23 protein-coding genes are annotated in these 25886 nt (G+C 53.8%); 12 read left to right on the forward strand and 11 right to left on the reverse strand.

The genetic code is table 11. From position 1 onward, the window contains the following. From B2R48_RS08175 to B2R48_RS08185, 3 genes are all read right to left on the reverse strand, one after another. Positions 1 to 201: L-lactate permease (locus tag B2R48_RS08175; RefSeq protein ID WP_296999329.1), on the reverse strand; the 201-nt coding region annotated here is incomplete at its 3' end. Positions 202 to 382: 181 nt separating this feature from the next. After that, positions 383 to 1402, reverse strand: coding sequence for an LLM class flavin-dependent oxidoreductase (locus tag B2R48_RS08180; protein ID WP_296999330.1), 1020 nt, complete (start codon positions 1400 to 1402; stop codon positions 383 to 385). 130 nt (positions 1403 to 1532) lie between these two features. Further along, complete coding sequence (locus B2R48_RS08185; protein WP_213472857.1) at positions 1533 to 2423, reverse strand: LysR family transcriptional regulator; 891 nt, start codon at positions 2421 to 2423, stop codon at positions 1533 to 1535. 192 nt (positions 2424 to 2615) lie between these two features. Here B2R48_RS08185 and B2R48_RS08190 point away from each other — a divergent pair, with 192 nt between their 5' ends. Further along, on the forward strand, positions 2616 to 3893 hold the full coding sequence (locus B2R48_RS08190) for an MFS transporter (protein WP_296999352.1): 1278 nt from the start codon (positions 2616 to 2618) through the stop codon (positions 3891 to 3893). A gap of 65 nt (positions 3894 to 3958) precedes the next feature. Here the strand turns inward: B2R48_RS08190 and B2R48_RS08195 are convergent, their stop codons facing one another. Both B2R48_RS08195 and B2R48_RS08200 read right to left on the reverse strand, forming a co-directional pair. Next, positions 3959 to 4957, reverse strand: a complete 999-nt coding sequence (locus B2R48_RS08195) for a cysteine synthase A (RefSeq protein WP_296999331.1) — start codon at positions 4955 to 4957, stop codon at positions 3959 to 3961. 138 nt (positions 4958 to 5095) lie between these two features. After that, the gene (locus tag B2R48_RS08200; RefSeq protein WP_296999332.1) at positions 5096 to 5707 is read right to left on the reverse strand and encodes an NUDIX domain-containing protein; all 612 of its coding nucleotides are present in this window, start codon (positions 5705 to 5707) and stop codon (positions 5096 to 5098) included. Positions 5708 to 5994: 287 nt separating this feature from the next. Between B2R48_RS08200 and B2R48_RS08205 the strand changes: the two genes are divergently transcribed. From B2R48_RS08205 to B2R48_RS08215, 3 genes are all read left to right on the forward strand, one after another. Next, entirely contained in the window at positions 5995 to 7626 is a 1632-nt protein-coding gene (locus B2R48_RS08205; RefSeq protein ID WP_296999333.1) for a sensor domain-containing diguanylate cyclase, read from the forward strand. A 90-nt stretch (positions 7627 to 7716) separates the two neighbouring features. Continuing rightward, complete coding sequence (locus B2R48_RS08210; protein ID WP_296999334.1) at positions 7717 to 8226, forward strand: GNAT family N-acetyltransferase; 510 nt, start codon at positions 7717 to 7719, stop codon at positions 8224 to 8226. Positions 8227 to 8414: 188 nt separating this feature from the next. After that, the gene (locus B2R48_RS08215) at positions 8415 to 9872 is read left to right on the forward strand and encodes an aminoacyl-histidine dipeptidase (protein WP_296999335.1); all 1458 of its coding nucleotides are present in this window, start codon (positions 8415 to 8417) and stop codon (positions 9870 to 9872) included. A 48-nt stretch (positions 9873 to 9920) separates the two neighbouring features. On the opposite strand, the gene B2R48_RS08220 is transcribed toward B2R48_RS08215, so the two are convergent. Next, a complete protein-coding gene (locus B2R48_RS08220; protein ID WP_213472866.1) occupies positions 9921 to 11285 on the reverse strand; it encodes a DnaJ domain-containing protein in 1365 nt (454 codons plus the stop codon). 182 nt (positions 11286 to 11467) lie between these two features. On the opposite strand from B2R48_RS08220, the gene B2R48_RS08225 reads away from it, so the two are divergent. After that, on the forward strand, positions 11468 to 12526 hold the full coding sequence (locus B2R48_RS08225) for a methyltransferase domain-containing protein (RefSeq protein ID WP_296999336.1): 1059 nt from the start codon (positions 11468 to 11470) through the stop codon (positions 12524 to 12526). A 161-nt stretch (positions 12527 to 12687) separates the two neighbouring features. Continuing rightward, positions 12688 to 12813 (forward strand): type B 50S ribosomal protein L36, encoded by a 126-nt coding sequence (ykgO, locus tag B2R48_RS08230; RefSeq protein WP_007090004.1) that lies wholly within the window; start codon positions 12688 to 12690, stop codon positions 12811 to 12813. A gap of 109 nt (positions 12814 to 12922) precedes the next feature. On the opposite strand, the gene B2R48_RS08235 is transcribed toward ykgO, so the two are convergent. Beyond that, complete coding sequence (locus B2R48_RS08235) at positions 12923 to 14767, reverse strand: adenylate/guanylate cyclase domain-containing protein (RefSeq protein ID WP_296999337.1); 1845 nt, start codon at positions 14765 to 14767, stop codon at positions 12923 to 12925. 45 nt (positions 14768 to 14812) lie between these two features. Next, positions 14813 to 15250, reverse strand: coding sequence for an Lrp/AsnC family transcriptional regulator (locus B2R48_RS08240; RefSeq protein WP_062955371.1), 438 nt, complete (start codon positions 15248 to 15250; stop codon positions 14813 to 14815). Between the two features lie 164 nt (positions 15251 to 15414). On the opposite strand from B2R48_RS08240, the gene B2R48_RS08245 reads away from it, so the two are divergent. The 4 genes from B2R48_RS08245 to B2R48_RS08260 all read left to right on the forward strand — a co-directional run bounded on the left by B2R48_RS08245 (position 15415) and on the right by B2R48_RS08260 (position 22522). Further along, a complete protein-coding gene (locus B2R48_RS08245; protein WP_296999338.1) occupies positions 15415 to 16497 on the forward strand; it encodes a saccharopine dehydrogenase family protein in 1083 nt (360 codons plus the stop codon). 295 nt (positions 16498 to 16792) lie between these two features. Beyond that, a complete protein-coding gene (locus B2R48_RS08250) occupies positions 16793 to 19198 on the forward strand; it encodes a tetratricopeptide repeat protein (protein ID WP_296999353.1) in 2406 nt (801 codons plus the stop codon). A gap of 97 nt (positions 19199 to 19295) precedes the next feature. Further along, positions 19296 to 20519: an HlyD family secretion protein gene (locus B2R48_RS08255; protein ID WP_296999339.1), complete on the forward strand. Its 1224-nt coding sequence runs from the start codon at positions 19296 to 19298 to the stop codon at positions 20517 to 20519. Then, positions 20519 to 22522: a glycosyltransferase gene (locus tag B2R48_RS08260; RefSeq protein WP_296999340.1), complete on the forward strand. Its 2004-nt coding sequence runs from the start codon at positions 20519 to 20521 to the stop codon at positions 22520 to 22522. The genes B2R48_RS08255 and B2R48_RS08260 overlap by 1 nt, the downstream gene beginning before the upstream one ends. 26 nt (positions 22523 to 22548) lie before the next feature. Here the strand turns inward: B2R48_RS08260 and B2R48_RS08265 are convergent, their stop codons facing one another. From B2R48_RS08265 to B2R48_RS08275, 3 genes are all read right to left on the reverse strand, one after another. Further along, complete coding sequence (locus B2R48_RS08265) at positions 22549 to 23052, reverse strand: universal stress protein (RefSeq protein ID WP_062955375.1); 504 nt, start codon at positions 23050 to 23052, stop codon at positions 22549 to 22551. A gap of 229 nt (positions 23053 to 23281) precedes the next feature. Next, complete coding sequence (locus B2R48_RS08270; RefSeq protein WP_296999341.1) at positions 23282 to 24049, reverse strand: TIGR02186 family protein; 768 nt, start codon at positions 24047 to 24049, stop codon at positions 23282 to 23284. Next, positions 24049 to 24972 (reverse strand): sulfite exporter TauE/SafE family protein, encoded by a 924-nt coding sequence (locus B2R48_RS08275; protein ID WP_062955377.1) that lies wholly within the window; start codon positions 24970 to 24972, stop codon positions 24049 to 24051. Before B2R48_RS08275 ends, B2R48_RS08270 begins: the two co-directional genes overlap by 1 nt. Positions 24973 to 25092: 120 nt before the next feature. On the opposite strand from B2R48_RS08275, the gene B2R48_RS08280 reads away from it, so the two are divergent. Together B2R48_RS08280 and B2R48_RS08285 are read left to right on the forward strand one after the other, a co-directional pair. Then, complete coding sequence (locus tag B2R48_RS08280; RefSeq protein WP_296999342.1) at positions 25093 to 25344, forward strand: sulfurtransferase TusA family protein; 252 nt, start codon at positions 25093 to 25095, stop codon at positions 25342 to 25344. Positions 25345 to 25368: 24 nt separating this feature from the next. Then, positions 25369 to 25869, forward strand: coding sequence for a GNAT family N-acetyltransferase (locus B2R48_RS08285; protein WP_296999343.1), 501 nt, complete (start codon positions 25369 to 25371; stop codon positions 25867 to 25869). Positions 25870 to 25886 lie beyond the last annotated feature (17 nt).

Genomic DNA, 25886 nt, shown 5'->3' on the forward strand with positions numbered 1-25886 from the left:
ATAAAGGATATAAAGGGCCAGCATCACGCCCTTGGCCTGGGCGATGATCAGCATGTCGGTGGGTGCGCCAAAGAAGAAGACGGCAAGGACAACCGTGACAAACCAGGCGGCGGCACCGGCGCGCGCGGCACCCCAGTTCGCCTTGATCATCAGAAACAGAATGCTTGCGATTGGCAGGGCTGCCAGCAGGAAGTCGGTCATGAAGGGCGCACCATAACCTTTTGAAACAAGGGGCTATCGTTGAAGTCTTCAACGGGAAGCGCATATTGTCCGACCAATGATGCAAGCGCAAGTGGTGTGTTCTGGTATTTCGTATGATGAAAGTAAAATGCCGGATTCACGATGAACCCGGCATTTTCAAAAAATAAGGTGTCGCTTGGCCTTAGGCGCAGTCTTTGTTCTCAGACTTTGCGTTCATTTCGCCAAATAGCTCGGCTGCAATTTCAAATGACTTCAGGCGCGCCGACTGATCATAAATGTTGGCCGTTACCATGATTTCGTCGGCCTTGGTCATATAGGCAAATTCGCGCAGTTTCTTGCGGACCGTGTCGCGCCCGCCGATGGCGGCATAGCGCATGGCGTGATCAACCCCGGCCTTTTCAACCCGGTTCCAGATTTCGCTCATATCCTTGACTGGTTCGGGCAATTGGCCCGGTGTGCCGCGCCGCAAATTAAGGAACTGCTGCTGCATCGAGGTTGCCAGATATTCACCTTCCTCGTCGGTATCGGCGGCAAAGAAACCCATCGCCGCAATCGCGTAGGGCTTATCAAGCGCTTCGCTTGGCTCAAACCGGTTGCGATAAAGGGTCAGCGCATCCATCAACATGTCGGGTGCAAAGTGGGAGGCAAAGGCAAAGGGCAGGCCAAGGCGTGCGGCAAGGTCAGCAGAAAACAGGCTGCTGCCCAAAAGCCACATTGGAACCTGCGACCCATAGCCCGGTACAGCCCGGATCGGTGGATTGCCTTCAAGCGGCGCAAGGAATGCCTGCACCTGAAGAACGTCCTGAATAAAGCGTTCTTCGGAACCATGCATGTCACGGCGAAGGGCGGCGGCGGTGCGTTGGTCCGTGCCTGGTGCGCGGCCAATGCCCAGATCAATACGACCGGGATGAAGGGCTTCAAGGGTGCCGAACTGTTCGGCAATTACCAATGGCGCATGGTTGGGCAGCATGACGCCACCTGACCCAACGCGAATGGTTTTGGTGCCCGCTGCGACATGGGCCATAACCACAGACGTCGCGGCACTGGCAATGCCGGGCATATTGTGATGTTCGGCCAGCCAATAGCGATGATAGCCAAGCTTTTCAGCATGTTGGGCGAGTGCAAGCGTATTGCGCAAGGCATCAGAGGGGTGTTCGCCTGCATTCACCGGGCAAAGATCAAGAAGGGAATATCTTAGCATAGCCAGACTTTCGGTTTGGCGCGGGCATCACAGAAACAGATTTCAGCGGCGCGCCGGATTTCACAGTTGGCATTAATCTAGCGTGAAATTGCCCGCATGCCAGCCCCGAGAACCAGATCAGTTGATCCTGTCAGCTTTGATGGGCGGCAAGGGTGCGGCTGACGAAATTACGCAATGCGGTCGAGATATCATTGCTGCGATAAGCCAGTGAAAGCTGTGCAATCGGCACTTCACCTTCGATCTCGCGATAGGCGACACCTTTTGCCTGAAGCTGCGTCATCGGTTTGGGAACCAGCGAAAAGCCAAGCTCGGCGGCAACGAAATTGATCACGGACCCAAGCTGTGGCGCGATCTGACCCATTTGCGGTTCAAACCCGCTGTCCCGACAGGCGCTGACGACCTTGTCGTAATGGGTTGGGCCGACCGCACGCGGGGTCAGGATCAGGGCCTCGTCGCGCAGTTCTGACAGGGCGACTTTTTCACGTTGTGCTGCGGGGTGACCGGAGGGGAGGACAAGCACCATCGGTTCGCTGGAAATCACATGCAGGCGAATGCCATCGCCCGCAATCGTATCTTGCCGCAAAAATACAGCATCAAGACGTTCATCGCGCAGACCGGCGACAAGCTGGGCGGAGTTGGCTTCTTCAAGTGTCATTTCAACGCCGGGATAACTGCGCCGGAAATCACGGAATACGCGCGGGACAGACGGGCTGAAGGCGGCGGACGCCGTGAAACCCACCCGGATCGATCCGACTTCGCCGCGCCCGGCGCGCTGGGCGGCGCGAATGGCGCGTTCTGCCAGATCGGGAAACTGTGCGACGACGTCAAGAAAGGCAGTTCCGGCCTCGGTTAATTCTGCACCATGGGGTACGCGATGAAACAGGGCCGTGCCGATTTCATTTTCCAGATCGCGGATTTGCTGACTAAGCGGGGGTTGCCCGATGCCGATGCGTGCTGCCGCACGGGTAAAGTTGCCTTCGCGGGCGACGGCAAGGAAGTAGCGGATGTGGCGCAGTTCCATCGTTGATATACCTAAAACATATCATAGAAGACACTTCCATATATTGGACGGATAGATGCGATAGTGCAATCATAAGCATCACCCCACGAGATATTCCAAAAGAGGTCGCAAATGGCTGTTCCCCGGGACACTGACCCAGAACAACATTCTGTTAGTGCTGCTGATACGGCGTCATCTGATGCAACGCCCCCTATAAGTTCGCAAAGCCCGCTCGCGTCCACCAACGCAAATGCGTCTGCCGATCCGGTGTGGATTAAACCGGGATCGGCCGCATTTCGCCGTATCAGCATTGCACTGTTCTTGGCAGGCTACGCGACCTTTTCACTGATTTACTGTGTGCAGCCGCTCTTACCGGAACTTTCAAGGCACTTTGTGGTTGGGCCAGCTGAAAGCTCGCTTGCGTTGTCTTTGACCACAGGGTTTTTGGCCTTTGCCATCTTGCTGGCCGGTGCGGTGTCCGAGGCCGTCGGGCGCAAGCAATTGATGCTGATTTCTATTTGTGTGGCTTCGGTTTTGAATCTGATCGCGCCGTTTCTGTCCGACTGGCACGCCTTTCTTGTTGTCCGCGCGCTTGAAGGATTAGTGCTGGGCGGGGTTCCGGCCGTTGCCATGGCCTATCTGGCCGAGGAAATAGATCCTAAAGGCCTTGGCATGGCTATGGGCATCTACATCAGCGGGACCGCGATCGGCGGCTTGAGTGGTCGTGTCGTGATTGGTTTCCTGACGGATATTTTCGGCTGGCACGTTGCGCTCGGCGCGATGGGGGGCTTGGGTCTGATTGCCGCGCTTGGGTTTGCTGTTCTGTTGCCGGCATCACGGAACTTTGTAAAACGTCCGGGATTTCAGGTGGGGTATCACCTGCGGGCCTGGGGCGGGCATATGAAACATGCAGGCTTGCCGTTTGTGTTCCTGATTGGCGCCTTTGCCATGGGCTGCTTCGTGACGGTGTTCAACTATGTCGGTTTCCGACTTTCCGATGCGCCCTATGGCCTGTCCCAAAGCCAGATTGGGTTGATCTTTGTTGTCTATCTGTGTGGGTCAGTGACGTCATCCATCGCCGGTGCGCTATCAGACAAAATCGGGCGTGGTCCGGTGCTGGTCGTGGGGCTGATGCTGGCCGCCCTTGGTGTCGGACTGACCGTCTTTGACAGCCTGCCAGTAATCATTGGCGGGATTGTCATCCTGACCAGCGGTTTCTTCGTTGCCCATTCGATTGCCAGTGGCTGGGTCGGGCGACTTGCCGAAACAGCCAAGGGCCATGCGTCGTCGCTGTATCTTCTGGCCTATTATCTGGGATCAAGCATCATGGGATCGGTTGGTGGCTGGTTCTGGGATCAGGGCGGATGGAACGCGGTTGCGGGCTTTGCCGGATCTCTGTTGCTTTGCGCACTGTTATGCGGGCTTTACCTTTGGGGGCGCGCGGCAAAGGTTGTGCGCCAGTCACAAACCCGGGTTGCCAGAACGGCCTGATCAAAACAAAAACCCCCGCCATGATGGACGGGGGTTTTATCTTTTGGGATGGCTTTGTGTCCGGCCTAGAGCCAATCAGGCGTCGGAAGGCCTTTTTCCTTGAGGAAGGCCGGGTTCCAAAGCTTGCTCTGATAGCGGGTGCCAAGGTCACAAAGAATGGTGACGATGGTTTTGCCTGGACCGAGTTCACGGGCAAGGCGCACGGCACCGGCGACGTTGATACCGGTCGAGCCACCCATGCACAGACCTTCTTCCTTGAGCAGGTCAAACACGATCGGCAGCATTTCCTCGTCCGAGATCTGGAACGGGTGATCGATCTCAACACCTTCAAGGTTGGCGGTAATACGACCCTGACCGATCCCCTCTGAGATCGAGCTGCCTTCGGATTTCAGTTCACCGAACTTGTAGTGGCTGTAAAGGGCCGCACCCATCGGATCGGCAAGGCCGATCTGGACGTTTTTGTTGCGATCCTTAAGCGCCATGGAAACACCGGCAAGTGTGCCGCCGGTACCAACCGCACAGATAAATCCGTCAACCTTTCCATCGGTCTGTTCCCAGATTTCGGGTGCGGTGGTGTCAATGTGACCCTGACGGTTGGCGACGTTGTCAAACTGGTTGGCCCAGATCGCACCATTGGGTTCAGACTGCGCAAGTTCTTCGGCCAGACGGCGCGACACGTGCACATAGTTGTTTTCATCGCGATAGGGAACCGCAGGTACTTCGCGCAAATCCGCGCCGAGAAGACGCAGCAGGTCTTTCTTTTCCTGACTCTGGGTTTCAGGGATGACAATCACGGTGCGATAGCCCAAAGCATTGCCGACAGTGGCAAGGCCGATGCCGGTATTACCAGCGGTTCCTTCAACGATAACGCCGCCCGGCTTCAACAGACCGCGCGCTTCAGCGTCGCGAATGATGGCAAGGGCAGCACGGTCCTTGACCGACCCGCCCGGGTTTGCGTATTCCGCCTTGCCAAGAATGGTGCAGCCCGTCAGCTCGGAAACCTTTTTAAGCTTCACGAGCGGGGTGCGGCCAATGGCTTCGATGGTGCCATTGCGAATGTCCATGACAGACTCCAAACATGGTGGTTTTCAATTAAATTGATTGTTGATTGGTCTTTTTACACACAAAAGTCAAGGCAGTTTAAAATATACAACGTAAATATTGTGTGATTATTGTCGTTTCAGCATATCGAAACAATTCGCTCAAACCCCGCAGTTCTGCCGCAGTCGGTCCCGGTTAAGGATCAGCCACTGAACGGCTATGGTGGTCATTGCATTGCAGAGTTGTCCATTTTGCAACATCGCAATGCATTCCTCGGCAGGCACAGTAAAGACGCGAATATCTTCACCTTCCTCGTCAAGGCCATGCAACCCGCCAGCATGGGTCGCGTCAACCTGCCCGTAATAAAGCGTGACCGTCTCGCTTGAACAGCCCGGGGTCACGTAGTAATGCGAAATCAGTTCGAGTGGTCCGACGATTTTACATCCGGCTTCCTCCATCGTTTCGCGACGCGCGACGTCTTCGGCACTTTCACCGTCTTCAATGATCCCTGCGACAATTTCTGTCAGCCAGACAGGCATGGCGGGATTATCTGCATTTACTGATATGGTGCCGGGGCGAAACTGTTCAATCAGGACGACTTCATCGCGTACAGGGTCATAGGGCAAAACCGCGACAGCGTGACCGCGTTCCAGAATTTCGCGCTCGACAATGGTGCTTTGAGTGCCATCAAATCTGTCATGTTGCAGTTGATAGACGTCAATCTTGCAGTAGCCATCCCACGTGCGGGTTCGGTCAATTATCTTAAAGTTCATGTTCTTCACAGTGTTTCTCTTGGACCGGGTTGATTTTACGCTGCGATGCGGGTTTGTCATTGCCGTCAATATTTGATTATGATTATGTATTAACGGGTTAATTGGTTTTCGATTAATGATGCAGCCTTTTGTTTGGTAGCGTCCTGTATCGGGATAGGACTGGCATCCGCTGGTTTCAATTATATTAGAACTGGTGTAACCTTTTGGATATGGCGCGAATAGAATTAGGTCGTAACTGACTGTGCCTTAATTCAGGGTTTAGGTATCTCGGGGGATACAGGGCGTTGATGCGGTTCGAACCAACGGAAATCGCACGTCTGTATGGGCGATCACGGGTCGGGGTTGTTGTACACAAGGATCTCGAAGCTGTGTATGTCAACGATGCCTATGCGAAAATGGTGGGCCGTCGCGATGTGTCGGACTTCATGAGCGACCCGGACATGCACCAGTATATCCCGCCAAGCTTCCATCACGAGGCAGACAAGCTCTCGGAAAACTACCAAAACAGTAGCGGATTCCACGGTTGGAAAAAAGTTTATAACATCCGAACCGACGGTACCCCGGTCTGGATGGAGATCAGTGACGAGACCGTCGAATGGGAGGATGGCAATGCCGTCCTGACCACAGCCCAGATGATTGACAACGGCACCACTGCGATGCAGGTCGATCATATGCTGGGCCGGTCATTCATTGGTGTGATGGTGCATCGCCATATGACCGCGCTTTACGTCAATGAGAGCTTCGCCCGCCTAATGGGTGCGGAAAGCGCCAGCGCATTCATGGAGAATCCCCATATTCTGCGCTTTATCCCCGAAGAGAACCGACCGCGCGCGATCAAGCATGTTGCAGCCATCCTCAGTGGCGAGCGTCGTGGGGACCGCCATCGTGTGCGTGATATCCTTGATGACGGGAGTTTCGTCTGGCGTGATCTGACCGATGAACGCATTCTATGGCATGATGGCAAGCCCGCCATTTTGACAACGGCACATGATGTCCGTGACGAAGTTGAAATGCATCAGCAACTTGTCCGTGCCAAGGCCAGTCTGGAACAGGCTGTGACCGAAGTCATCCGAATGGTTCCGTCCGCCGTTGCGATGCTGAATGACGAGCTTGAAGTAATTCATTTCAATCACGAATTTTCACGCCTGTTTGGTGTCGAAAAAACGCAAGGGTCGGCAGCAGAATTCGACATATCGGCGTTACATGAATGCTGCGCAGAAATGATGCGAAACGGCCATGGCCACGCCAATATTGATGAAATGCAAACCCCGTCGGGCCGCCTGGCCGATATCCGAATGAATATGATGGATGACGGTGGTGTGATGGTGTCGGCAACTGATATCACTGACCACAAGCGCAAGGAGCAGATGCTTGATACGCTGGCATCGACCGATGCGTTGACACGGGCTCTGAACCGCCGCGGTTTTGAAAGTGCCGTGAGCAGGCTGCGCGAGATTCGCCATCTGAAGGATAAAAGCTGGGTCTTCGGTCTGATCGTTCTTGATCTTGATTATTTCAAGAAGGTCAACGACACCCATGGGCATGCGGTCGGGGATCGTCTTCTTGAAAAGGTTGCCGATACCCTGCGTCAGGCATTGCGTGATGATGACCTCGTTGTCCGTTTGGGGGGTGAGGAGTTTGCAGTCTTGCTGCCGTCTGCGACTGCCGCCGTGACGAAACGTATCGGCGAGCGGTTGGCCAATATGATCCGCGAAATCAAGGTCCCCATCGATAAAACCGGCGAGGAATACGTCCAGATCACAGCGAGTTTTGGTGCGACCGTCGGTGGAGAGGGGCGCCAGAAGTTCATCGAACTGTCAGACGCCATGAATGCCGCAGACGAGGCGATGTATGCCGCCAAGGATGCTGGACGCGATCAGCTCGTTTTCCGTTTTCCGGGACAAGAAGCCGATAGCTGATTGGTTGATCTTTGACTATTATAACCTTCCAGTTCCCGTTGGTGAGTTGTTCATCCGCAAACCTTTGCCAAGATATTGTATGAGGCCGTAATGCGCGTGCGTTCCATGACCAATTCCGATGCCAGTCGCGTGATTGCAATCTATGGTCAGGCAATCAAATCGGGCCACGCGACCTTTCAGGAAGATGCCGGTACTTGGGAAAGCTGGGATCAGGGGCACTTGACGGAATGCCGACTGGTGGCGTGTGACGATCAGGATATCGTCGTTGGTTGGGCCGGCTTGTCGGGCGTGTCCAATCGTTGCGTCTATCGCGGCATTGCCGAGATATCGGTCTATGTCGACCCGGATTGTCAGGGGCAGGGTGTTGGAAAACTGCTTCTGGCAGCGTTGATCAAGGCCAGTGAAGCGCAAGGTATCTGGTCTTTGGAAGCGGGTATCTTTCCGGAGAACGAAGCCAGTCTGGCCCTGCATCATGCACTGGGCTTCGAGACGGTCGGTCGAAAGCGGGGCTTGGGGCGGATGGCCTATGGGCCGATGGCTGGTCAGTGGCGTGATGTCATGCTGTTGCAACGCCGCAGTCAGGTGGTTGGTGTCGATTAACGTAAAATCATGTTGCGCGTATCGGGGCTTTGATCGCGATAACTGCGTTTGATCTGCTGTTTTTTCGAATTTGCATGTGGCTTGGTCGAAATCACCCCGGGTATGCTTTAAATTCGTGCGGCAATAGGGTAATCAACAGGTCTGGGTAAGTGAGAACCCGTAGACCAAAATTTGCCAGGAGCGCCACCGTGAACGAGATCCGTAAAATTGCGCCAGTCGCAATCTGGGAGAATTTCCAGAAACTTTGCGATACCCCGCGTCCGTCCAACAAGGAAGAAGCTGTCTTGCAGCTTTTGGAAAAGATGGCCGACGACAAGGGGGCTGCACATTTCCGCGATAGCGGCGGAAACCTTGTTATATCCATCCCGGCAACGGCAGGATTTGAAGACCGCAAGATGGTCATTCTGCAGGCCCATGTGGACATGGTTACGCAGGCCAATTCCGGATCGACCCACAATTTCGATACCGACCCGATCCGCATGGTGATGGATGGGGAATGGATTACAGCCGATAACACCACGCTTGGCGCCGATAACGGCATTGGTGCAGCGGCCATGATGGGCTTCATGACCGAAGACGGTCTTGAGCACGGTCCGCTTGAACTTCTGTTCACCGTTGACGAAGAGCGTGGTCTGACTGGTGCCATGAATCTGGAGCCGGGTCGCCTTAAGGGTGAAATCCTTCTGAACCTTGATACCGAAGACGAGTACGAGCTTTGTGTTGGTTGTGCTGGCGGTGGTGATCTGGTCGCAAGCTATAAATATACCGAAGAAGCTGTTGGCGCCGTGCAGGTTGCCCGTGATATTGCGCTGACCGGTTTGAAAGGTGGTCATTCAGGCATTGATATTATCCTTGGCCTTGGCAATGCCAACAAGCTGATAGCGCGTTTCCTGCGCACAGCAATCCGTGATTTTGATGCGCGTATCGTTCAGATCAATGCCGGTACTGCCCGCAACGCTATCCCGCGTGAGTCGTTTGCGACCATCGTTCTGCCGGAAGGCAAGGTGTCCGGATTTGAAGCCGCCCTTGCCGCATTTGCAAGCGAGGTCAAAGACGAAATCGGTGCAATTGAACCCAACTTTGCCATCCGGGCAACCGACGCGGCAGTTCCGGCAAAGGCGATGAGCGCGAAAGATTCTGCTGCGTTCAACAATGCCTGTGTAGGTGCACCGAACGGTGTTCAGGCCATGAGCACATCGGTTGAAGGTGTTGTCGAGACGTCGATCAATCTTGCCATTATCAAACTTGCAGATGGTGCGGCCGACGTCACTTTGTCGGCGCGCAGTTCGATCAATTCTGCCCGTGATGCCATGCGCGAAGTCGCGACCGCCGTGTTTGAAAATATCGGCGCGTCTGTTGCCTGGGGTGATGCCTATCCGGGGTGGAAGCCTGATGCCAACAGCGAAGTGGTCAGCCTGATGAAGTCTGTTCACAAGGACATGTTTGGCAAGGAACCGGAAATTCGTGTCATTCACGCCGGTCTTGAATGTGGTGTGCTGGGCTCGAAATACCCGCATTGGGATATGGTGTCGTTTGGCCCGACTATCAAACGCGCGCACAGCCCGGATGAATGTGTTCATGTGCCAAGTGTTGCGCGGTTCTGGGATTATTTGCTTGCCGCGCTTAAGGCGATCCCCGCCAAGTAAGATCGCCACCAGATAAAGATCATCAGATGCGACTGATCGGGGAACCGTTCAGTCGCATTTGTTTTCTGCACACCAGGCATCGCGGGCATCAGCCCCGTTGCCGGGCACCAGTGCATCAAGATTAACAAAACCTGTTTCGCCGATGCTGGTTTCGACTTCGATCCAGAACCCCTGACTGTCGCCCGCGACATAGACCGTTTCAAAGCGGGTCAGGCGGCGAATGATGTCGTCATTCACGCTTGGACCGTCCCGCAGGTTCAGAAGTTCACGGTCCACGTAATAAGGGTCACGTTCTTCGCCAATAAGGTCTTTGACCTGTCGTGTGATTTCGGAGCCTTGTTTGGCAACAAGTTCCGGAATGTCGCGCGTCACAAAACCCTGTCCGGGACCAAAAGCAATCAGGCCAAGAAAGATGATTAAAAACAGAGGACTGAGATGCATCAGCGCATCCATCATCCCGGCACGTTTCCATTCATCCCGGACACGCCGTGCAGGTTGCCCATCATCAAGGCGGCGCTGACTTGCACGCACCTGTTCGGCAAGGACAGATCGGTTGGTGCCGATAAAATCAAGCGCCTGTATCAATACGGCGCGTGCTAGCGGCTTGTTCCCGGTCCGCTCAAAGGCATTGGCCTGTGTAAACAGCATTTTGGCATTGCCTTCGGGCGGGAAGGTGCCGCCGCGCATGTTGCCAAGAATAGCTTTCCATGCAGGCAAGAAACTCTTCCAGCTCCAGAATCCACGTAACCATGTCTTGAAGCTGGCTTTTAGTGCCATGCGCTTCGCGCCCTTGGGGGCAAGGTTCGCGGTGATGGTTTCTATGTTACAGGAATTCAGAAAACCGCGGACGACTTTGAATTGAACCTGCCTTGGTTGAGCCGATACAACGCCGGTAATTGCACACTGGATGAACCCCTGTGCATTGGGTTCGGTATTCTTGTTTTTATGGCGACGGGCACCAGGATGGATATTGCTTTTTCGCGCATTGGTTTTGGCCTGTTGTTCCCGGTAGGCCTGATTGGCGCGTGCGACTTTTTCTTCTGTCGTTTCGCGGGCCTTTTCCTGTTTGCGTCCGGCACCGGCAAAGCCCTGTTTCTCGCGGTTGGCGTTTTGCGCACCCGCGGCATTCGGCCCATAGGCATTTGATGTGGTGGTGCCGTTTTGCTTGGCACCACTCGCAGATTTTTGCGCACTCGATGTGCTGCCGGTCTGTTTTGGCGGTTTGCGTTCGCCAATCAGGATTTCATAGGCTTCGGTGATGTCCTTGAATTTGTCTTCCGAGTCCGGGTCGGTATTTCGGTCAGGGTGAAATTCAAAGGCCAGCTTGCGATAGGCGAGCTTGATTTCCTTTGCGCTCGCGCCGGGCGCAATGTTCAGCATGCGATAATAGATGCCGAGCTGGTCGGTGTTCATGATGCGAGCAAGTTCCTGTCAGACATGCTTCCCGGCGCGGGAATTCAGTAAATTACATTTTTATCGATAACATTTCGCGGTGCAATCATAGGGGTGAAATCTTAACACGTTGTCACTTTTGACTAATTGCCATATTTTCAAGAATCACTTGAGCACCGAATGCGAACAAACAGGTAGTCGCCTTGAAACTGAAATTCTGGCAACGCAAGTCCAAAGCGGATGACGATATGTCCGAAGAGGACGCAATGTCCGCGGGCGTCGCCGAAGAGGAGGCGCCGGAATTCGAAATGCCGCCTGGGCATCATCTTGGTCTTGGAACACGGTTGCGTGCCAAGTGGGAAGGTTACGACGATCCGGTCGAATACTACCTTTTCCAGCTTGAGATTGACGCCTATGCCGACTGGTTGCGCAAGATGCGGGTCTGGCTGTCGCGACCTGTCGAGCCGGAGCTTGCCGAGCTTGATCTTGATGAAGAAATCGGTCGTTGGCCGCCAGATCGTATCCGTCTTTACGACAAGCTGTTTGATCATGGCATCATGATGCCGGGCGGGCATGAATATGCGCTCGAACTGGCGAAGCCGCTTGCGCTTGACGAGACGCTCAGTTGTCTTGAAATCGGCGCAAGACTTGGCGGTGTTGCACGCGTTCTTGCAGACAGGCTTGGCGTGTGGGTTACCGCCCTTGAGCCTGATGGGGAACTTGCACTTTTGGGCATGGAGCGATCCGTTCAAGCCGGTGTGCAAAAGAAAGTCCCTGTACAGGCATTTGATCCGTTGCAACCAGATTTCCGCAAGGGATATTTCAACGTCGTCTATTCCTATGGCGAACTGTTCAAGATCCCGGAAAAGAATACGTTCCTGCAGGCGCTGGCAGAAACCCTTCGAGAACATGGCCAGCTTCTGGTGACGGATTATGTTCTGACACGCGACCTTGATGACAATGAACTGGAAAACTGGGCAAAGCTTGAGGACGAAGAACTATTCCCTTGGACCGCGCAGGAATATAAATCGCGACTGGGCGAGCTGAAATTTGACATACGCATTGCGAAGGATGAGTCAGAAACGCATCTCAAGCACATCAAGCTGGCATGGATGACCATGCTGTCTGACATTCAGAGCTCTGGTTTGGACACCGATATGATGGATTATCTGGAGCCAGAGATGGAAATGTGGATGAATCGTGTAAAAATGCTTGAAAATGGAAGCCTGGCCTTTTATCGGTTCTACGCAACAATCAACTGATCGCTCGGGTCCTCGGTCCTGACGCGAGACTGCTGCTGGCGACATGGAGCGGATTTATGCCACTTTCTGTCGCCGCAACCTGTTTTAAGTGTTGACAGGGGCATGTCGTACTTCTATTTTCCGGCTTCCTCGAAGGGGCCAAGTTTCTAAGGTTTAAGATTATGAAGATCCGGAACTCATTGAAATCCGCGAAGCTGCGGGAAAAAGGCTGCCGTATCGTGCGCCGCCGTGGCCGCGTATACGTGATCAATAAAAAGAACCCGCGTTTCAAGGCGCGCCAGGGTTAATTCCCGGTACCTTGTTCTAAGGTTTTACAAAACGCCGCATTGGTTATTCCAATGCGGCGTTTTTGTTGTTTGGTGTTCAGGCACCTGACGTGCCTTCGCCGATCTGTGATTAAATGTCGGTTAGAGTTGTAAACAGCTCTGTCTTGCCGTGGCGGCCCCGTAATAGAACATCCCCGGCTTTACTGACGCGATCAGGGTTGGCCATCAGCTTACGGGTGGATTCCGAAATCAGGATGTGGGTTCCCAATATCTTGTTTTCCTGCTCCAGCCGAGAAGCTGTATTGACCGCATCCCCATGCACCGTAAAGGACAGCCGCGCCTTTGCGCCGACATTCCCGGCCACCATAGAGCCGGTATTGACACCACAGCGCACCTTTAACTCAAGGCCCTCAAAGGTGCGTTTCTTGACTTCCTTTTGCAGGGCGATGGCACTGTCCACTGCCGCGTCGGCGTGCTCTGCCAGATCATCAAACACGTTATAGACCGCAAGGATCGCATCGCCCTGGAACTGTGTGATGATGCCGCCATGATGTTCGATTATCTGGGTCGCGCAGTCGAAATAGTCATTGAGCATGGCGATGATCTGTTTTGGATCAAGGCTTTCACACATCGATGTGAAGCCGACAATATCAATGAAAAGAACGGTTGCCTCGGTTTGTTGCGGGGGCAGAACGCCGGAATCATTGCCTGATGCCAGAAGCTTTTTGGCAATGGATTGCGGGACGAACTTACCAAACAAGCTGGTGATGCGTTCTCTGTCATGGACTGCCATCATCATGTGATTGAACGAACGCGCGGCATCATCGTATTCGCGAATACGACTGCCCTTGAGTTGCGGTACGTCGATTGACGCAATGTCTTCGTCCTCAAAGGCGCGCGCTGCACTGGCAAACCGCCGGATCGGCTTGGTGAATTGTCGGGAAAGAATGATGGCCACAATCACCGACAAAATGAAAACGCCGCCGCCCAAAACGGATGCCAGAACCAGGCGGTTCCATTCATCATTGAACAGTTCTTCGTCAAAATACATACCGATAATGACTGGCGAAATTGGTGCGGTCAGGATCTGGCGCGATACAATCAGGTGGTAGCGATCATTGTAGTCAAGACCCGCCAGCCGGATGCCGCTATTGTGGCGCTCGTCATTTGGATCAAGCGGGATGTTTTCCGATTTGCCAATATTGGCCAGAACCGGATCGCCGATATCATGGATTGTCGGCAACGGAATTGGGCTGCGCGCGATGTCTGCGCCATTAATCAGTTCATTTGCCGTGTTTTCGCCCCAGTGGCGCAATTGTGGATGCGCCATGACGCGGTTGCCCCCGATCAGGATGAACGGTGTTCCGGGCAAGTCTTCGCGCCCGCGGATCAGGCTCTCCGACAGGCTGGACAGTGAAAGATACTGAATAAAGGTGCCAAGATAGTGCCCCTCATAAAACAGGGGCACCCAGCTTGTCAGGACAGTACGATTGAAATAGGGATCCCAGCGCGGATAGCCCGTTTTGTTCTCGGTCGGACCCCGAATTTGGGACAGTTCGGAAAACAGTATGTCGTCAGCTGGCAGAGTTCTGCGAATTTCGCTCATATCTGCGGGGCTAAACCCAATGAATTGGCGATCACCCGTAACCAGCCCATAAGCCATGACGTCCATGTCGGCCGCTGCCAATGCGCGCATGGCGTTTCGCCAGCCATATTGGAAGCTTGGGTCAAGGGCACCGGTTGACACCTGTTCAGCCACCCAGTCAGAGCGTTTGTCGACCTCGTTCATGCGTTCTTGCATGGTGCGCTGAACCGATGTCAGGTCAATATCAGCAAGCATCACCCACAGATTGCGGGTGTTCTCGTAGGCGGCTCCAAGACCGACATACAGGGATAGTCCGACACCAAAAACACTGGTCGCGATAAAACCGGCAAGCAGGACAGAAAGGACCGAATATCTGCGTTTCTTCGTCACGCGGTTTCTTCCAGAAAAGAGGTTTTCCCCAACCCCGAAGTCATCTTAACGGCGATCGAATTTGGTTGAAAGTATGATCGAACTTGATGTGCGTTTTATTCCAGACATTTCGCCAATCCGGTCCAGAACCCCGTCGAGTTCCTCGGGCGTGTTGGCGGCGACTTCAGCGATCAGGTCATACTCGCCCGAAACAGCAAGACAGCGGATGCAATGCGGGATTTTTTGCAAGGCACCGACCACACCGGCTGACTGCTTTTGTTCAAGCTGAATCATGACTTCGGCCAACAATACCGGCCTTGCGGAATCGCCCAGTTGAACGGTGTATCCCGTTATAATGTTGGACTTTTCAAGCCGTTCAAGGCGTTCCTGAACCGCACTTCGAGATAGTCCGACACCACGGGCCAAGGCAGCGGTCGGGATTCGCGCATTTTCCTGCAATCGTGCGATCAGTTGACGGTCAACTTCATCAATATGACGTTTCATCGGTTGAGCCCATTAAAATGACGGGTTTTTGTTTCTTTTTGACAGTATTGCCGGGTTGTAAGCGTTCGTCCAGAGGCTGAGCATTATCAGGCAACAACAAAACGTGATTAGGGCAGGTGCAACATCGACGGTGATGGAGCCTGTTTGTTTGGGAGTTAGAGAAAATGAAAAAGATTTTGATCCTCGGTGCCGGGAAAATCGGTCGTATAGCTGCTGTGATGCTTAAGGAAAGTGGGGATTACGCGGTAACTCTGGCGGATGCGAGTGGGGATATGCTCGAAATCTGCGCCAAGGACGATGCCGCAACGCTGATAAAGGTCGATGTCACCGATGAAGCCGCACTGAAAGATGTCGCCAAGGGGCATGATGCGATCCTGTCGACCTGTCCGTTCTTTTTGAATGTTGCGATTGCGCGTGTGGCGCGCGCTGTCGGTGCATCTTATTTCGATGTAACAGAAGACGTCGAAACGACGCGCGCCATTCGTGAAATATCCAAAGGCGCAGACAGCGCATTTGTTCCGCAATGCGGATTGGCGCCGGGCTTTATTTCAATCGCTGCACATGACCTGTTTAAGCGGTTTGACCATGTCAACAAACTGAGATTGCGCGTCGGCGCCTTGCCGCAAAACCCGACCAACCGCCTGAAATACAATCTGACCTGGTCCACAGACGGACTGATCAACGAATATCTCAACCCGTGCGAGGCGATTCTTAATGGGAAACGCGTCGAGGTTTTACCGCTTGAGGGGTATGAGCGGTTTACCATCGACGGGACAGAGTATGAGGCCTTCAACACTTCCGGTGGTGTCGGGGCATTGTGCGACATGCTTGAAGGCAAGGTTGATAATCTTGACTATAAAACAGTGCGATATCCGGGACATCAGGAGATCCTGAAAATCCTGATTGAAGATCTGCGTTTGGGGGAGCGTCCGGATATGATGAAGGAAATCTTTGAAAACGCCCTGCCGATCACCAAGCAAGACGTCATCGTCATCTTTGCCGATGCAATCGGGACCAGACGTGGCGAACTGTGTGAGGAAAGCTTCATTCGTAAGGTGCACGGTACGCGTGTCGGCGGGATTGACTGGTCAGCGATCCAAATTACGACGTCTGCGGGCTTGTGCGCCGTGATGGATATGGTTCTTACCGGAAAACTGCCAAGCCAAGGATATGTGCGGCAGGAAGAAGTTCGATTGGAAGACTTTTTGCAAAATCGTTTCGGGCGATATTTCGGAAAGCCGGCCTGATCGCATCTGATCAAGTCCGAATGACGTCTTGAACATCAAACCCTCTGGAGGCGTTCCTTCAGAGGGTTTTTCGTTATTTCAAACTATTACCTGATGAAACCTGACCGTAGTTTTCAGATTAGGCGGCTCTCTTTGCGGATCAGAAACGTCATGTTTTTGCAGGCGTGGATTGCCCTGAAAATTTGTGGCAAAGACGTGGTTTGTTAACGCTTGGCTCTTATGGTGGGATCAAATTCGGTTTCTCTTGGGTAATAGGTATTTCTTGTCTGATTTTGCTGACATCTACCATTCTGCATTGAACCTGTATGAAGCAGGTCGGTACGCAGAGGCAGAAGAAACCTGTCAGAGAATGATCCGGTCATTCCCGCAGGCCGCAGAGGCAATGCATCTGGCAGGGCTCGTTGCAATGGCACACGGAAACCAGACATTGGCGGCAGAACGCATGGGGCGGGCCGCAATTGCAGATGCCAATAGTGCAGAAATTCAGCATGACCACGCACAGGCGCTTAAGGCGATTGGCAAGCTGCGTGATGCGGTGGGCGCTTTCAAGCGTGCCATTCGGCTGTGTCCGGATGCACCGGCCCTTTATTGCAATATTGCCAATACTTATCGTCAGTTGGACGAGCTTGAGGTCGCACGCGAAAACTACGAGTACGCGCTTGAACTGGCACCCGATGTTGCCGAAATCCATGCCAATTATGCAGCCTGCCAGTATGCGATGGGTGATATTGACGGGGCTGAAACATCCTGTTTGACGGCGCTCAAGATGCGCGATGACATCGTTAATGCGCTCGTCCTGATTGGCCAGATCAGGTTGGATCAGGGACGAACTGTTTCGGCAAGTGAACCGCTGCGCCGCGCATTGTCGTTGGATCAGGGGAACCCGCGTGCCTTGACCGCATATGGTGATGCCTTGTTTCGGTTGGGGCAGTTTGCAGGTGCGCAACACTGTCTGCGGCAGGTTCTTGCCCTTGATCCCGACGACGCCAAGGCGCGCCGCACACTTGCGCTGCTCAATCTTCGTGTCGGGCAGGGCACAGAGGCGATCGGCGCGCTAGAGCCGCTTCTGGCGCAATCGCCCGATGATCCGCAATTACTGCTAATGATGGGCGAGGCCTTGAGCCTTGTTGGTCGCCATGGCGAAGCCGTTGAAAGGTTCGGCGCTGCTATCGGGGCGGGCGGGGGCGATGATGCCGTTTTCCGCCTTGCGCTTGAACTGGCTGAAGAAGGTGATACCGGATCGGCCCAGTCCGTATTGCAAAACGGCATTGATCGCAAAATTGCTGCCGGTGAAAACACCGCCTTGTTCCGTACTGCGCGCAGATTGCTGTTTGCGCCTGTTCCGACCGATCTGGCCGCCCAAAATGACGAGGTAGTCCGCGATCTTCTCGATGATACGCTTGATGAAGACGCCTTGGAGCCCGACCTTGAATTTGTTGGTTCTGAGCGGATTGATCCGATTGTTCTGACGCGGTTCCCACCGGTCTGGCGCGCGGCATTGCGTCCCGAAGGCGACAAACAGTTGCGTGCGGTCGGGCATTACTGGGAACGCCTTGTATCAGGTTACGATGTCCCGGAAGTCAGCGCGGGCGCATCGCGTACGGGCGGGAAAACCCGCCTTGGTATTGTGTCTGCCAATATGTGTGAAAATGGTATCGGGCGATGGATTGCCGGTCTTGCCGATGCGATTGATCGTGACCGCTTTGATGTGACCATTATTCGCCCACCCACGGGTGAAGATGATATTACCGCACGTATTGACGAACATGCCGATCTTGTCGTGCCCTTGCCCCTTGATCCATTGCATTCCGCACGGGTGATTGCGGGGCTTGGACTTGACGTTTTGCACTATATCGATCCGCAGTCCGATGCCTATACCATGTTGCTTGCGAGCTGGCGTTTGGCGCCGCTGCAAATTTCCGGTGGGGGTATTGCCGCGACCAGCGGATTGTCGAACATCGACTATCATTTGATTGCCGAGGACTGGGAAACGGCGGGGGGCGAGAAGCGGTTCAGCGAAAAGCTGGTGCGTCTTCCTGGCCTGTTTGTTAATGCACGTCCGCCAGAACCGGTTGAAATGTCGGCCACAGATTTGCAACGACGCTGGCGACTGGCGCAAGACCGCAATACCTACCTTTGTCCGCAGCCACTTGATGTTTTAACAGCCGAGTTCGATCCGCTGATTGCCGAAATTCTGCGACTGGACGAAACCGCCGAGCTTCTTTTGATTGCGCCGGAACGTGACAGTTGGGATGCCGCATGGGGGCGGCGGTTTGCTGTCAATCATGCCGATGTTGCCGGGCGGATGCGGTTTGTTGATGTGCGTAATCGGGCCGATTTGCTGTCGCTTTTATGTGCTGTTGATGTAGTCCTTGAAAGTCCGGCCTGGAACGATGCGATGTTGGCCTTTGACTGTCTGGGGCTTGGTGTGCCGCTTGTTACATTGCCGGGCAACGCCGCACGATCACGCAGAAGCCATACCTGTTATCGCCAGATATCGGTCTTTGATTGCGTTGCCTACCATTCGGCTGATTTCGTTGATACGGCCCTGACACTGGCGACCGACAAGCGCCGTCGTTCGGTCGTGTCACATGCCATCAAAAGCCGTTCACACGTCCTGTTTGGTCAGAAGTCATCGTTTGATGCCTATATGCAGTTCCTTGATCGGTCGATTGCGCTGCCAACCAATAAAGTGATTTAATTTCCAATAGATAACCTTGAAACAGTCTCGTTGGCGCACACATCATATGGGGATGTTTGTGCACGGCAGCGATGCCAGTTTTGGTTGAGGAAATTTTATGGCCTTGCGTTTTTCCAAGGGGCAGATCGTTCGTTTGATGGTCGCCTTGGCTATTGTGGTTATTGCGGTTTGGCAACTCGCCCCGCTCACGGTTTCTGATATCCGGCCGAACGGTGTCGTAAATGCCAAACTGGTGACCATTCAGGCCCCGATCAGTGGTCAGCTTGTCCGCGCCATTCCCGATGTTGGTGAACCGATTTCAGCCGGATCGATTATCACACGTATTACCGATGATACCGAACCTCAGGCGCTTCTTGCACAGCTTGACGGCGAATATCAGCTTCTTCGGTCGCGGAAAACCGCGTTGATCGAAAAGCTGTCGACCCTGAACGGCTTGCGCCGTGACCTTGGCGAGCGGGTTCGTGAAATGGTGTCGGGGTCACTCGAAAGCCTGCATTACAAAACCCTTGAAGCACAGGCACGACAGAAAGGCTGGCAGTCAGTCGTCAAGGAACGTGAATTAAGCCTGAGCCGCCAGAATTCATTGCTTGCAGATGGGCATGTCGCAAAGGCGCGCGTGGACGAGGCAGAAAGTTTGCTGGAACAGGCACGCCAAGAGGTCGAACGCGCCCGGGCTGATGAAGAACGCTACCGCAAGGAATCGGGTTCGCTTGAAAAGGGCGTCTTTGTCGGCGATGGCCAGAATGACGTGCCTTATTCACAGCAGCGCCTTGATGAGGTCGTGCTCGCGGTTGCCGACCTTAACGTTCAACTGACCGAAACAAACGGACGCATGGCGTCGCTTGAAAAACAGCTGCGTGATGAAAGAGCGCGCGCCGGTCGTCGCGAATCCATGCTTGTGCGAAGCCCGATTGACGGATTGGTCTGGCGTCGGATCGCGGCAGAACTTGCAACCGTGACCCAGAACAATGATCTGGCCAAGATCCTTGATTGCTCGGACATTCGGATCGAAGTTCCGGTCGATGAAAGCCTTTCGGACCGGGTTTTGATCGGTGCCACGGTTTCGGTTCGCCTGCAAGGGTCGCCAGAAGTTTATGAAGGTATCGTAAGCGGAGTGATTGGCACGCGCGCGGTCACGCCGGAGCTTGAATATGCTGCCTTGCCGCCACTTCTTAAAAAGGACGAAGTTCTTTTGGTTGTGCAGGTGCCTGATGCCGGTTTTGAAGATCGTCCGGAAACATTTTGCAATGTCGGGCGTCGGGCTGAAGTCAGTATTCCCAGTCGACTTAACAGCTGGTTTGGCGAAAGCGACCCGTCATAATGAGCTGGATCGCGCAATTCGCACCCTTGGCACTTGTCATCGGTGTCATGATGCTGGCATCGCCATTTTTGCGTCGTGACCGGCTGTGGGCGCGTTGGCTGGTTGTGTTTTTCCTGATTGCTTTGATCGCGCGCTATTTGCCCTGGCGAATTACGGAAACTGTATTACCTGCCGATCTCACCACCTTTCAGGGATGGTGGATCGTTTTCCTGTTTGCGATCGAGATCGTGTTTCTATGCGACATGCTGCGCCAGTCGCTTGTTCATTGTAAAATTGTCGATCGCAGTGCCGAGGCCGATCAGGCCTACGCCCGACTGTCTGCCAGACCGGTTGAAAGCTGGCCCAGCGTGGATGTTTTTATCCCCAGTTATAATGAACCACTTGATGTGTTGGAGCGCAGCATTGTTGGTGCGCTTGCAATCGATTACCCGAACAAGACGGTCTGGGTACTTGATGATGGCAAGCGCGACTGGTTACGCGACTTCTGCGAGGAGAAGGGGGCAAAGTACCTGACGCGCAAGGACGGCAGTCACGCAAAGGCCGGAAACGTGAATAATGGCCTCGCGCATTCCGGCGGGGATCTGGTTTGCATTTTTGATGCGGATTTTGTGGCCTATCGCCATTTCCTGAAACGTGTCGTCGGTTTTTTCGAGGATCCGACGATAGGTATTGTTCAGACTCCCCAGCATTTCTTTAACAAGGATCCGATGCAGCGCAATCTTTGGATTGCGGATCGGTGGCCCGACGAACAAAGGCTGTTCTTTGATCATATTGCGCCATCGGTTGACGCATGGGATTCGATGTTTTGTTGCGGGTCCTGCATGGTCATGCGGCGCAAGGCCCTTGATGCGATTGGGGGCGTGCCGACGGCATCAATCACTGAGGATATTCTGACCTCGCTTGAGATGCTGCGCAAAGGCTATCGCACGCGTTATCTCAATGAAAAGCTGTCGATTGGGTTGGCAGCCGAAAGCCTTCTGGCATTTCATACCCAGCGAGAACGCTGGTGCCAGGGGGGCATTCAAACACTGTTCCTGAAGGCTGGGCCGTTGGGGCCGGGACTTTCCCTTTGGCAGCGGATTTTGCTTTTCCCGATCTATTGGGTGTTTCACATTCCGGCACGCTTGCTGGTGATCATGATCCCGATCCTTTATTTCTGGTTCGGGTTGCAACCGCTTGAGAATGCCCGAAGCTGGGAAATCTTCTATTGGCAACTGCCGGTGCTGATTGCCGGGTGGGGAACGGCGCTCTGGCATAATGGTCGGCAGGCCTATCCGATTGTGAATGAAGGGCCTGCGGTGCTCGTATCACTCAGGCTGTTTCCGATTGTTGTGTCGTCGCTGATACGGCCATTCGGGCGTCCATTCAAGGTGACCCCCAAAGGATCGCAGTCCGGAGTGGGGAACTCGATGAATGAAGCGATCATTCTCGGTGTGTTGTTCGTCCTGACGATTGGCGGGTTCTTTTATAACATCAATACCGATATCCGGATTATCGACAATGCCAACTTTCTGGCAGTTGGTGGTCTGTGGGCTGCGGTTAACTCGCTGACATTGCTTGTCGCGATATTGATTTGCTTTGAAAGCCCCGTGCAGCGCCAACAGGAACGTTTCCCGATTAGCCTTAAAGCGCGGATCAGGGTCAAAGGTGATGACCAACCGCTTGAGATGAACATCACGGATATGTCGTTGGGCGGGGCGCGCGTGATGTGTCCGGCAGAAGGTGTTGATCGCAACAGCTTCCAAAAAGGGGCATTAATTCAGCTGGATGCGGACGAATTGCCGCTTCTTGACGCCAGTCTTGCGCGTGCATTTGTTAATGATCAGGAACAATTGGTTCTGACCCTTGATTTTACGCCGGAACCAGTCGGTGAGGTACGTGATGCGTTGATCCGCGTGCTGTACACAAGCGGCATTGATAACGCCTCAAAGCCAGCGGGAAGTTTCGCGCTTTGGGGGGCTTTGTTGCGCCGGATTTTCGGACGCGGGCCGGTAAAGAGCTAGGGCCGCGATATGAGTTTGAGCCTCTCCTAGCTCAGCGCGTCAATGTCAGCTTCGGAAAGTGCTGCTGGGACGATGGTTAGTGGAAGGCGCAACTGACCGATGGTGTCACTTTTGGTCAGTGCCGTGATAAGCGGGCCGGGGCCGTCGCTTGTGGTGCCAGCGGCCAGAACCAGAATGGAAATCTGTTCTTCTTCGTCAAGCAGGTTCAGCAGTTCATCCTTGATCCGGCCCTCGCGAATGAACAGAAGAGGCATGCTGCCGGTTTGTTCGTGAACATATGCAGCCAGTTCGTTGACCCGTGATTCTGCCTCGTCGCGGGCTTCTTCCTTCATCAGGTCACCAACAGCCATCCAGTGCTGGAATTCGGCAGGTTCAATAACGCTCAAAAGGGCTACGCGGCCGCCGGTATGTTGCGCACGACGGCAGGCATAACGCAACGCCTTGGTCATTTCATCGCTGTCATCCACGACAACAAGAAATGTCCTGTTCGAAGTCGCACGAAGTTCCTGATCGGCATCAAAAGAAGGCATATGGGTTCTCTGAACAGTTGCACTCAACCGCTGCGACACTGAACAGATGTGGGACTGTTGTTACGAGCGGGCAGACAAATTGTGCCGCAACTCGTTGCCCGTTTCCAAGTGATTTTTCGACGCAACGCCAAAGATTTATGCGTTGCATTCTCCGGGAAGGGGATGCTGCGACCGCGAAATAAAACGGGTGCTGAAAGCGTGCTTGTATGCTGAGCGCGGCAGAGCGCTGTTAGCCTTTGCGGAATGCGACACTGGCAATCCAGCCGGCAACCACAGCAATTATCACCGCAATGATGCCGTACAGTGCTGAATAGCGATGGGCAAATGCATAGACCTCGGCACTAACCCCCGTTTTTGAGACAACCAAGGGTGTGGTTTTTACACTGGCAACCCCGCCATCGCGCATCAGATAGACATTAATGGTGTATGTGCCAGTCGGTGTGTTGGCCGGGAAATGGATATCGGTTCGAAACAGCTGATTGGACAGGAAGCTGATTTTTGCGGGGCGTTCACCAAACAGACCGGCATTTTGCATATTGCGCACCAGTGCCTCGCGGTAGACTTTTTTGTCTGCATCGGTCAAATCGCTTTCGGCAACAAAGCGTTGATTATGTAAGCCGATGCGGTAATCCAGCAAAACTTCAGGTGGGGCGATAATATCCATCGGGCGGTTGGATGCGCTTGCGTAATAGGCAGGGATGTTTTTATAGCGTGCGCTTTCGCTGTTTACCCAGATGCCGACCTTACGTTCTTTCTTGCGAACGACCATGTCCTGATCCGGGCCGCGCACGGTAACGATCACGTCGCCTTCGTCTTCGACCGCACCGAAAAGAAGCACTTTAGTTCCTGTGAAGCCGGTTGTAATCGCAACCAGATGATTGGACAGATCAACAACTAGCGGATCTGCAACGGCCTTTTTGGTAACTGTTCCAATGCTCAGAATGGGCAACAGCGCGGTCAATATAACCGTCAAAAATACGCGCGAGGAGACTGTCATCACAGATCCCCCGGCATGACGGAATAAAGATCACCCGGGGTAATCACCAGATCAAACAGCAGTTTCAAGCAAACTGACAGAACCAGAAGGCCGAGCAGGGCGCGCAGGTGCTCTGCCTTCAGTCGGGCGCCAAACTGTGCGCCGAACTGTGCGCCAATGACACCGCCAATCAAAAGCAGGATTGCAAGTGCAACATCAACTGTCTGGGTCTGGACCGATTGCAGGAACGTCACGTTTGCGGTGACAAAGATAATCTGAAACAGCGAGGTGCCGATAACGACACCTGTCGGCATGCCAAGCAGATAGATCATGGCGGGAACCATGACGAAACCGCCACCGACACCCATCAGGGCTGTTAACATGCCGACGAAGAAACCAACCGCCAGCGGCAAAAGCGCACTGATGTAAAGCCCGGAGCGATAAAAACGCATCTTGAAGGGCAGGCCGTGGATGAAGCTGTGCTGATGCTTCTTGGTGCGGCGGACCAGACCACCACGGCGCCGTGTCCGGAAAATAGCGCGGGTGGCTTCAAACAGCATCATTCCGCCGATGATGCCAAGAAAGATCACGTAACAGAGCGAGATAACAAGGTCGATTTGTCCCAGAGAACGCAACCAGGCAAAGACCCACACACCCACCGTCGAGCCAAGAATACCACCTGCCAGCAGAACAAGGCCCATCTTGAGGTCGACATTGCCACGTTTCCAGTGGGCAAAAACGCCTGAAACAGATGATGCGACGATTTGGTTTGCAGCAGTTGCAACGGAAACAGCCGGGGGAATACCGTAAAAGATCAAAAGCGGGGTAATCAGAAACCCGCCACCAACGCCAAACAGGCCAGACAAAAAGCCGACCCCGCCGCCCAGTCCCAGGATGAGGAATATATTTACCGATATCTCGGCAATCGGGAGATAGATTTGCATCGCGGGCAGGCTAACAGCGTTTGATTGATTGTTATTGTTCAGTCTAACATATTGTGCAAATGCAACAATCGCCAAATGGCGCTATATCGCACTGGTTTCGTATTTTTTATAAGGTTTCTCATGCCGTCATCTTCAAGTGACCCCCATGATGCAATTCTGGATGCGCGCGGGCTGATATGCCCGATGCCGGTTCTTAAGGCGAAAAAGGCGTTGCGCGACGTCAAGGACGGCGGGATCCTTAAGGTGTTGGCAACCGATCCGGGATCGGTTGCTGATATGAAGTCCTTTTGCGAGATGACGGGAAATCGCCTTGTTTCCTCAGAGCAAGATGGAGATGTATTCATCTATCACATTGAGAAAACAGGTGCCTGACGCCTGATCTGCAAGCGCCCCACAATGAAAGTACCTTTAATGCCGCCACCCTCATCTGACCTGACATGGACCGATTGTGATTTTGATGATCTCACAGTCCGACAGGTTCACAGTCTCCTGAAGCTCCGCCAGCAGATATTCATCATTGAGCAAACCTGTATTTTTCCAGACATCGACGGGCTTGATCCGGCGTGCCGTCACGTGATTGCGTGTGATGGGGACGATGTGTTGGCAGCGGCGCGGATCGTGGCACCCGGGATTGATCCGGATCATGCAGAACAAGGTGACCGACCGGCAATTGGACGCGTAGTTACCAGTGATATTTTGCGCGGGCAGGGCGTTGGTCGCGAAGTGATGCAACGTGCAATTACGGCATGCACACGCGATTTCGTCGGGAAACCAATTTATCTGAACGGGCAGTTATACCTGCGGGCCTTTTATGAAAGCCTCGGCTTCGTTCAATTTGGCGACGAATACGAAGAAGACGGTATTCCCCATATCAGTATGGAACGTCCAGCAGGCTAGAACCCAATAACCAACAC

The organism is Thalassospira sp. UBA848 (assembly GCF_002295455.1).
GTDB lineage: Bacteria > Pseudomonadota > Alphaproteobacteria > Rhodospirillales > Thalassospiraceae > Thalassospira.

What these genes read in the sequence shown, in the direction of transcription:
- ykgO (WP_007090004.1), top strand. Translation starts at nt 12,688, where the DNA reads ATGAAGATCCGGAACTCATTGAAATCCGCGAAGCTGCGGGAAAAAGGC.
- B2R48_RS08220 (WP_213472866.1), bottom strand. Translation starts at nt 11,285, where the DNA reads ATGAACACCGACCAGCTCGGCATCTATTATCGCATGCTGAACATTGCG.
- B2R48_RS08260 (WP_296999340.1), top strand. Translation starts at nt 20,519, where the DNA reads ATGAGCTGGATCGCGCAATTCGCACCCTTGGCACTTGTCATCGGTGTC.
- B2R48_RS08210 (WP_296999334.1), top strand. Translation starts at nt 7,717, where the DNA reads ATGCGCGTGCGTTCCATGACCAATTCCGATGCCAGTCGCGTGATTGCA.
- B2R48_RS08255 (WP_296999339.1), top strand. Translation starts at nt 19,296, where the DNA reads ATGGCCTTGCGTTTTTCCAAGGGGCAGATCGTTCGTTTGATGGTCGCC.
- B2R48_RS08205 (WP_296999333.1), top strand. Translation starts at nt 5,995, where the DNA reads ATGCGGTTCGAACCAACGGAAATCGCACGTCTGTATGGGCGATCACGG.
- B2R48_RS08270 (WP_296999341.1), bottom strand. Translation starts at nt 24,049, where the DNA reads ATGACAGTCTCCTCGCGCGTATTTTTGACGGTTATATTGACCGCGCTG.
- B2R48_RS08265 (WP_062955375.1), bottom strand. Translation starts at nt 23,052, where the DNA reads ATGCCTTCTTTTGATGCCGATCAGGAACTTCGTGCGACTTCGAACAGG.
- B2R48_RS08180 (WP_296999330.1), bottom strand. Translation starts at nt 1,402, where the DNA reads ATGCTAAGATATTCCCTTCTTGATCTTTGCCCGGTGAATGCAGGCGAA.
- B2R48_RS08245 (WP_296999338.1), top strand. Translation starts at nt 15,415, where the DNA reads ATGAAAAAGATTTTGATCCTCGGTGCCGGGAAAATCGGTCGTATAGCT.
- B2R48_RS08185 (WP_213472857.1), bottom strand. Translation starts at nt 2,423, where the DNA reads ATGGAACTGCGCCACATCCGCTACTTCCTTGCCGTCGCCCGCGAAGGC.
- B2R48_RS08280 (WP_296999342.1), top strand. Translation starts at nt 25,093, where the DNA reads ATGCCGTCATCTTCAAGTGACCCCCATGATGCAATTCTGGATGCGCGC.
- B2R48_RS08200 (WP_296999332.1), bottom strand. Translation starts at nt 5,707, where the DNA reads ATGAACTTTAAGATAATTGACCGAACCCGCACGTGGGATGGCTACTGC.
- B2R48_RS08285 (WP_296999343.1), top strand. Translation starts at nt 25,369, where the DNA reads ATGAAAGTACCTTTAATGCCGCCACCCTCATCTGACCTGACATGGACC.
- B2R48_RS08275 (WP_062955377.1), bottom strand. Translation starts at nt 24,972, where the DNA reads ATGCAAATCTATCTCCCGATTGCCGAGATATCGGTAAATATATTCCTC.
- B2R48_RS08195 (WP_296999331.1), bottom strand. Translation starts at nt 4,957, where the DNA reads ATGGACATTCGCAATGGCACCATCGAAGCCATTGGCCGCACCCCGCTC.
- B2R48_RS08240 (WP_062955371.1), bottom strand. Translation starts at nt 15,250, where the DNA reads ATGAAACGTCATATTGATGAAGTTGACCGTCAACTGATCGCACGATTG.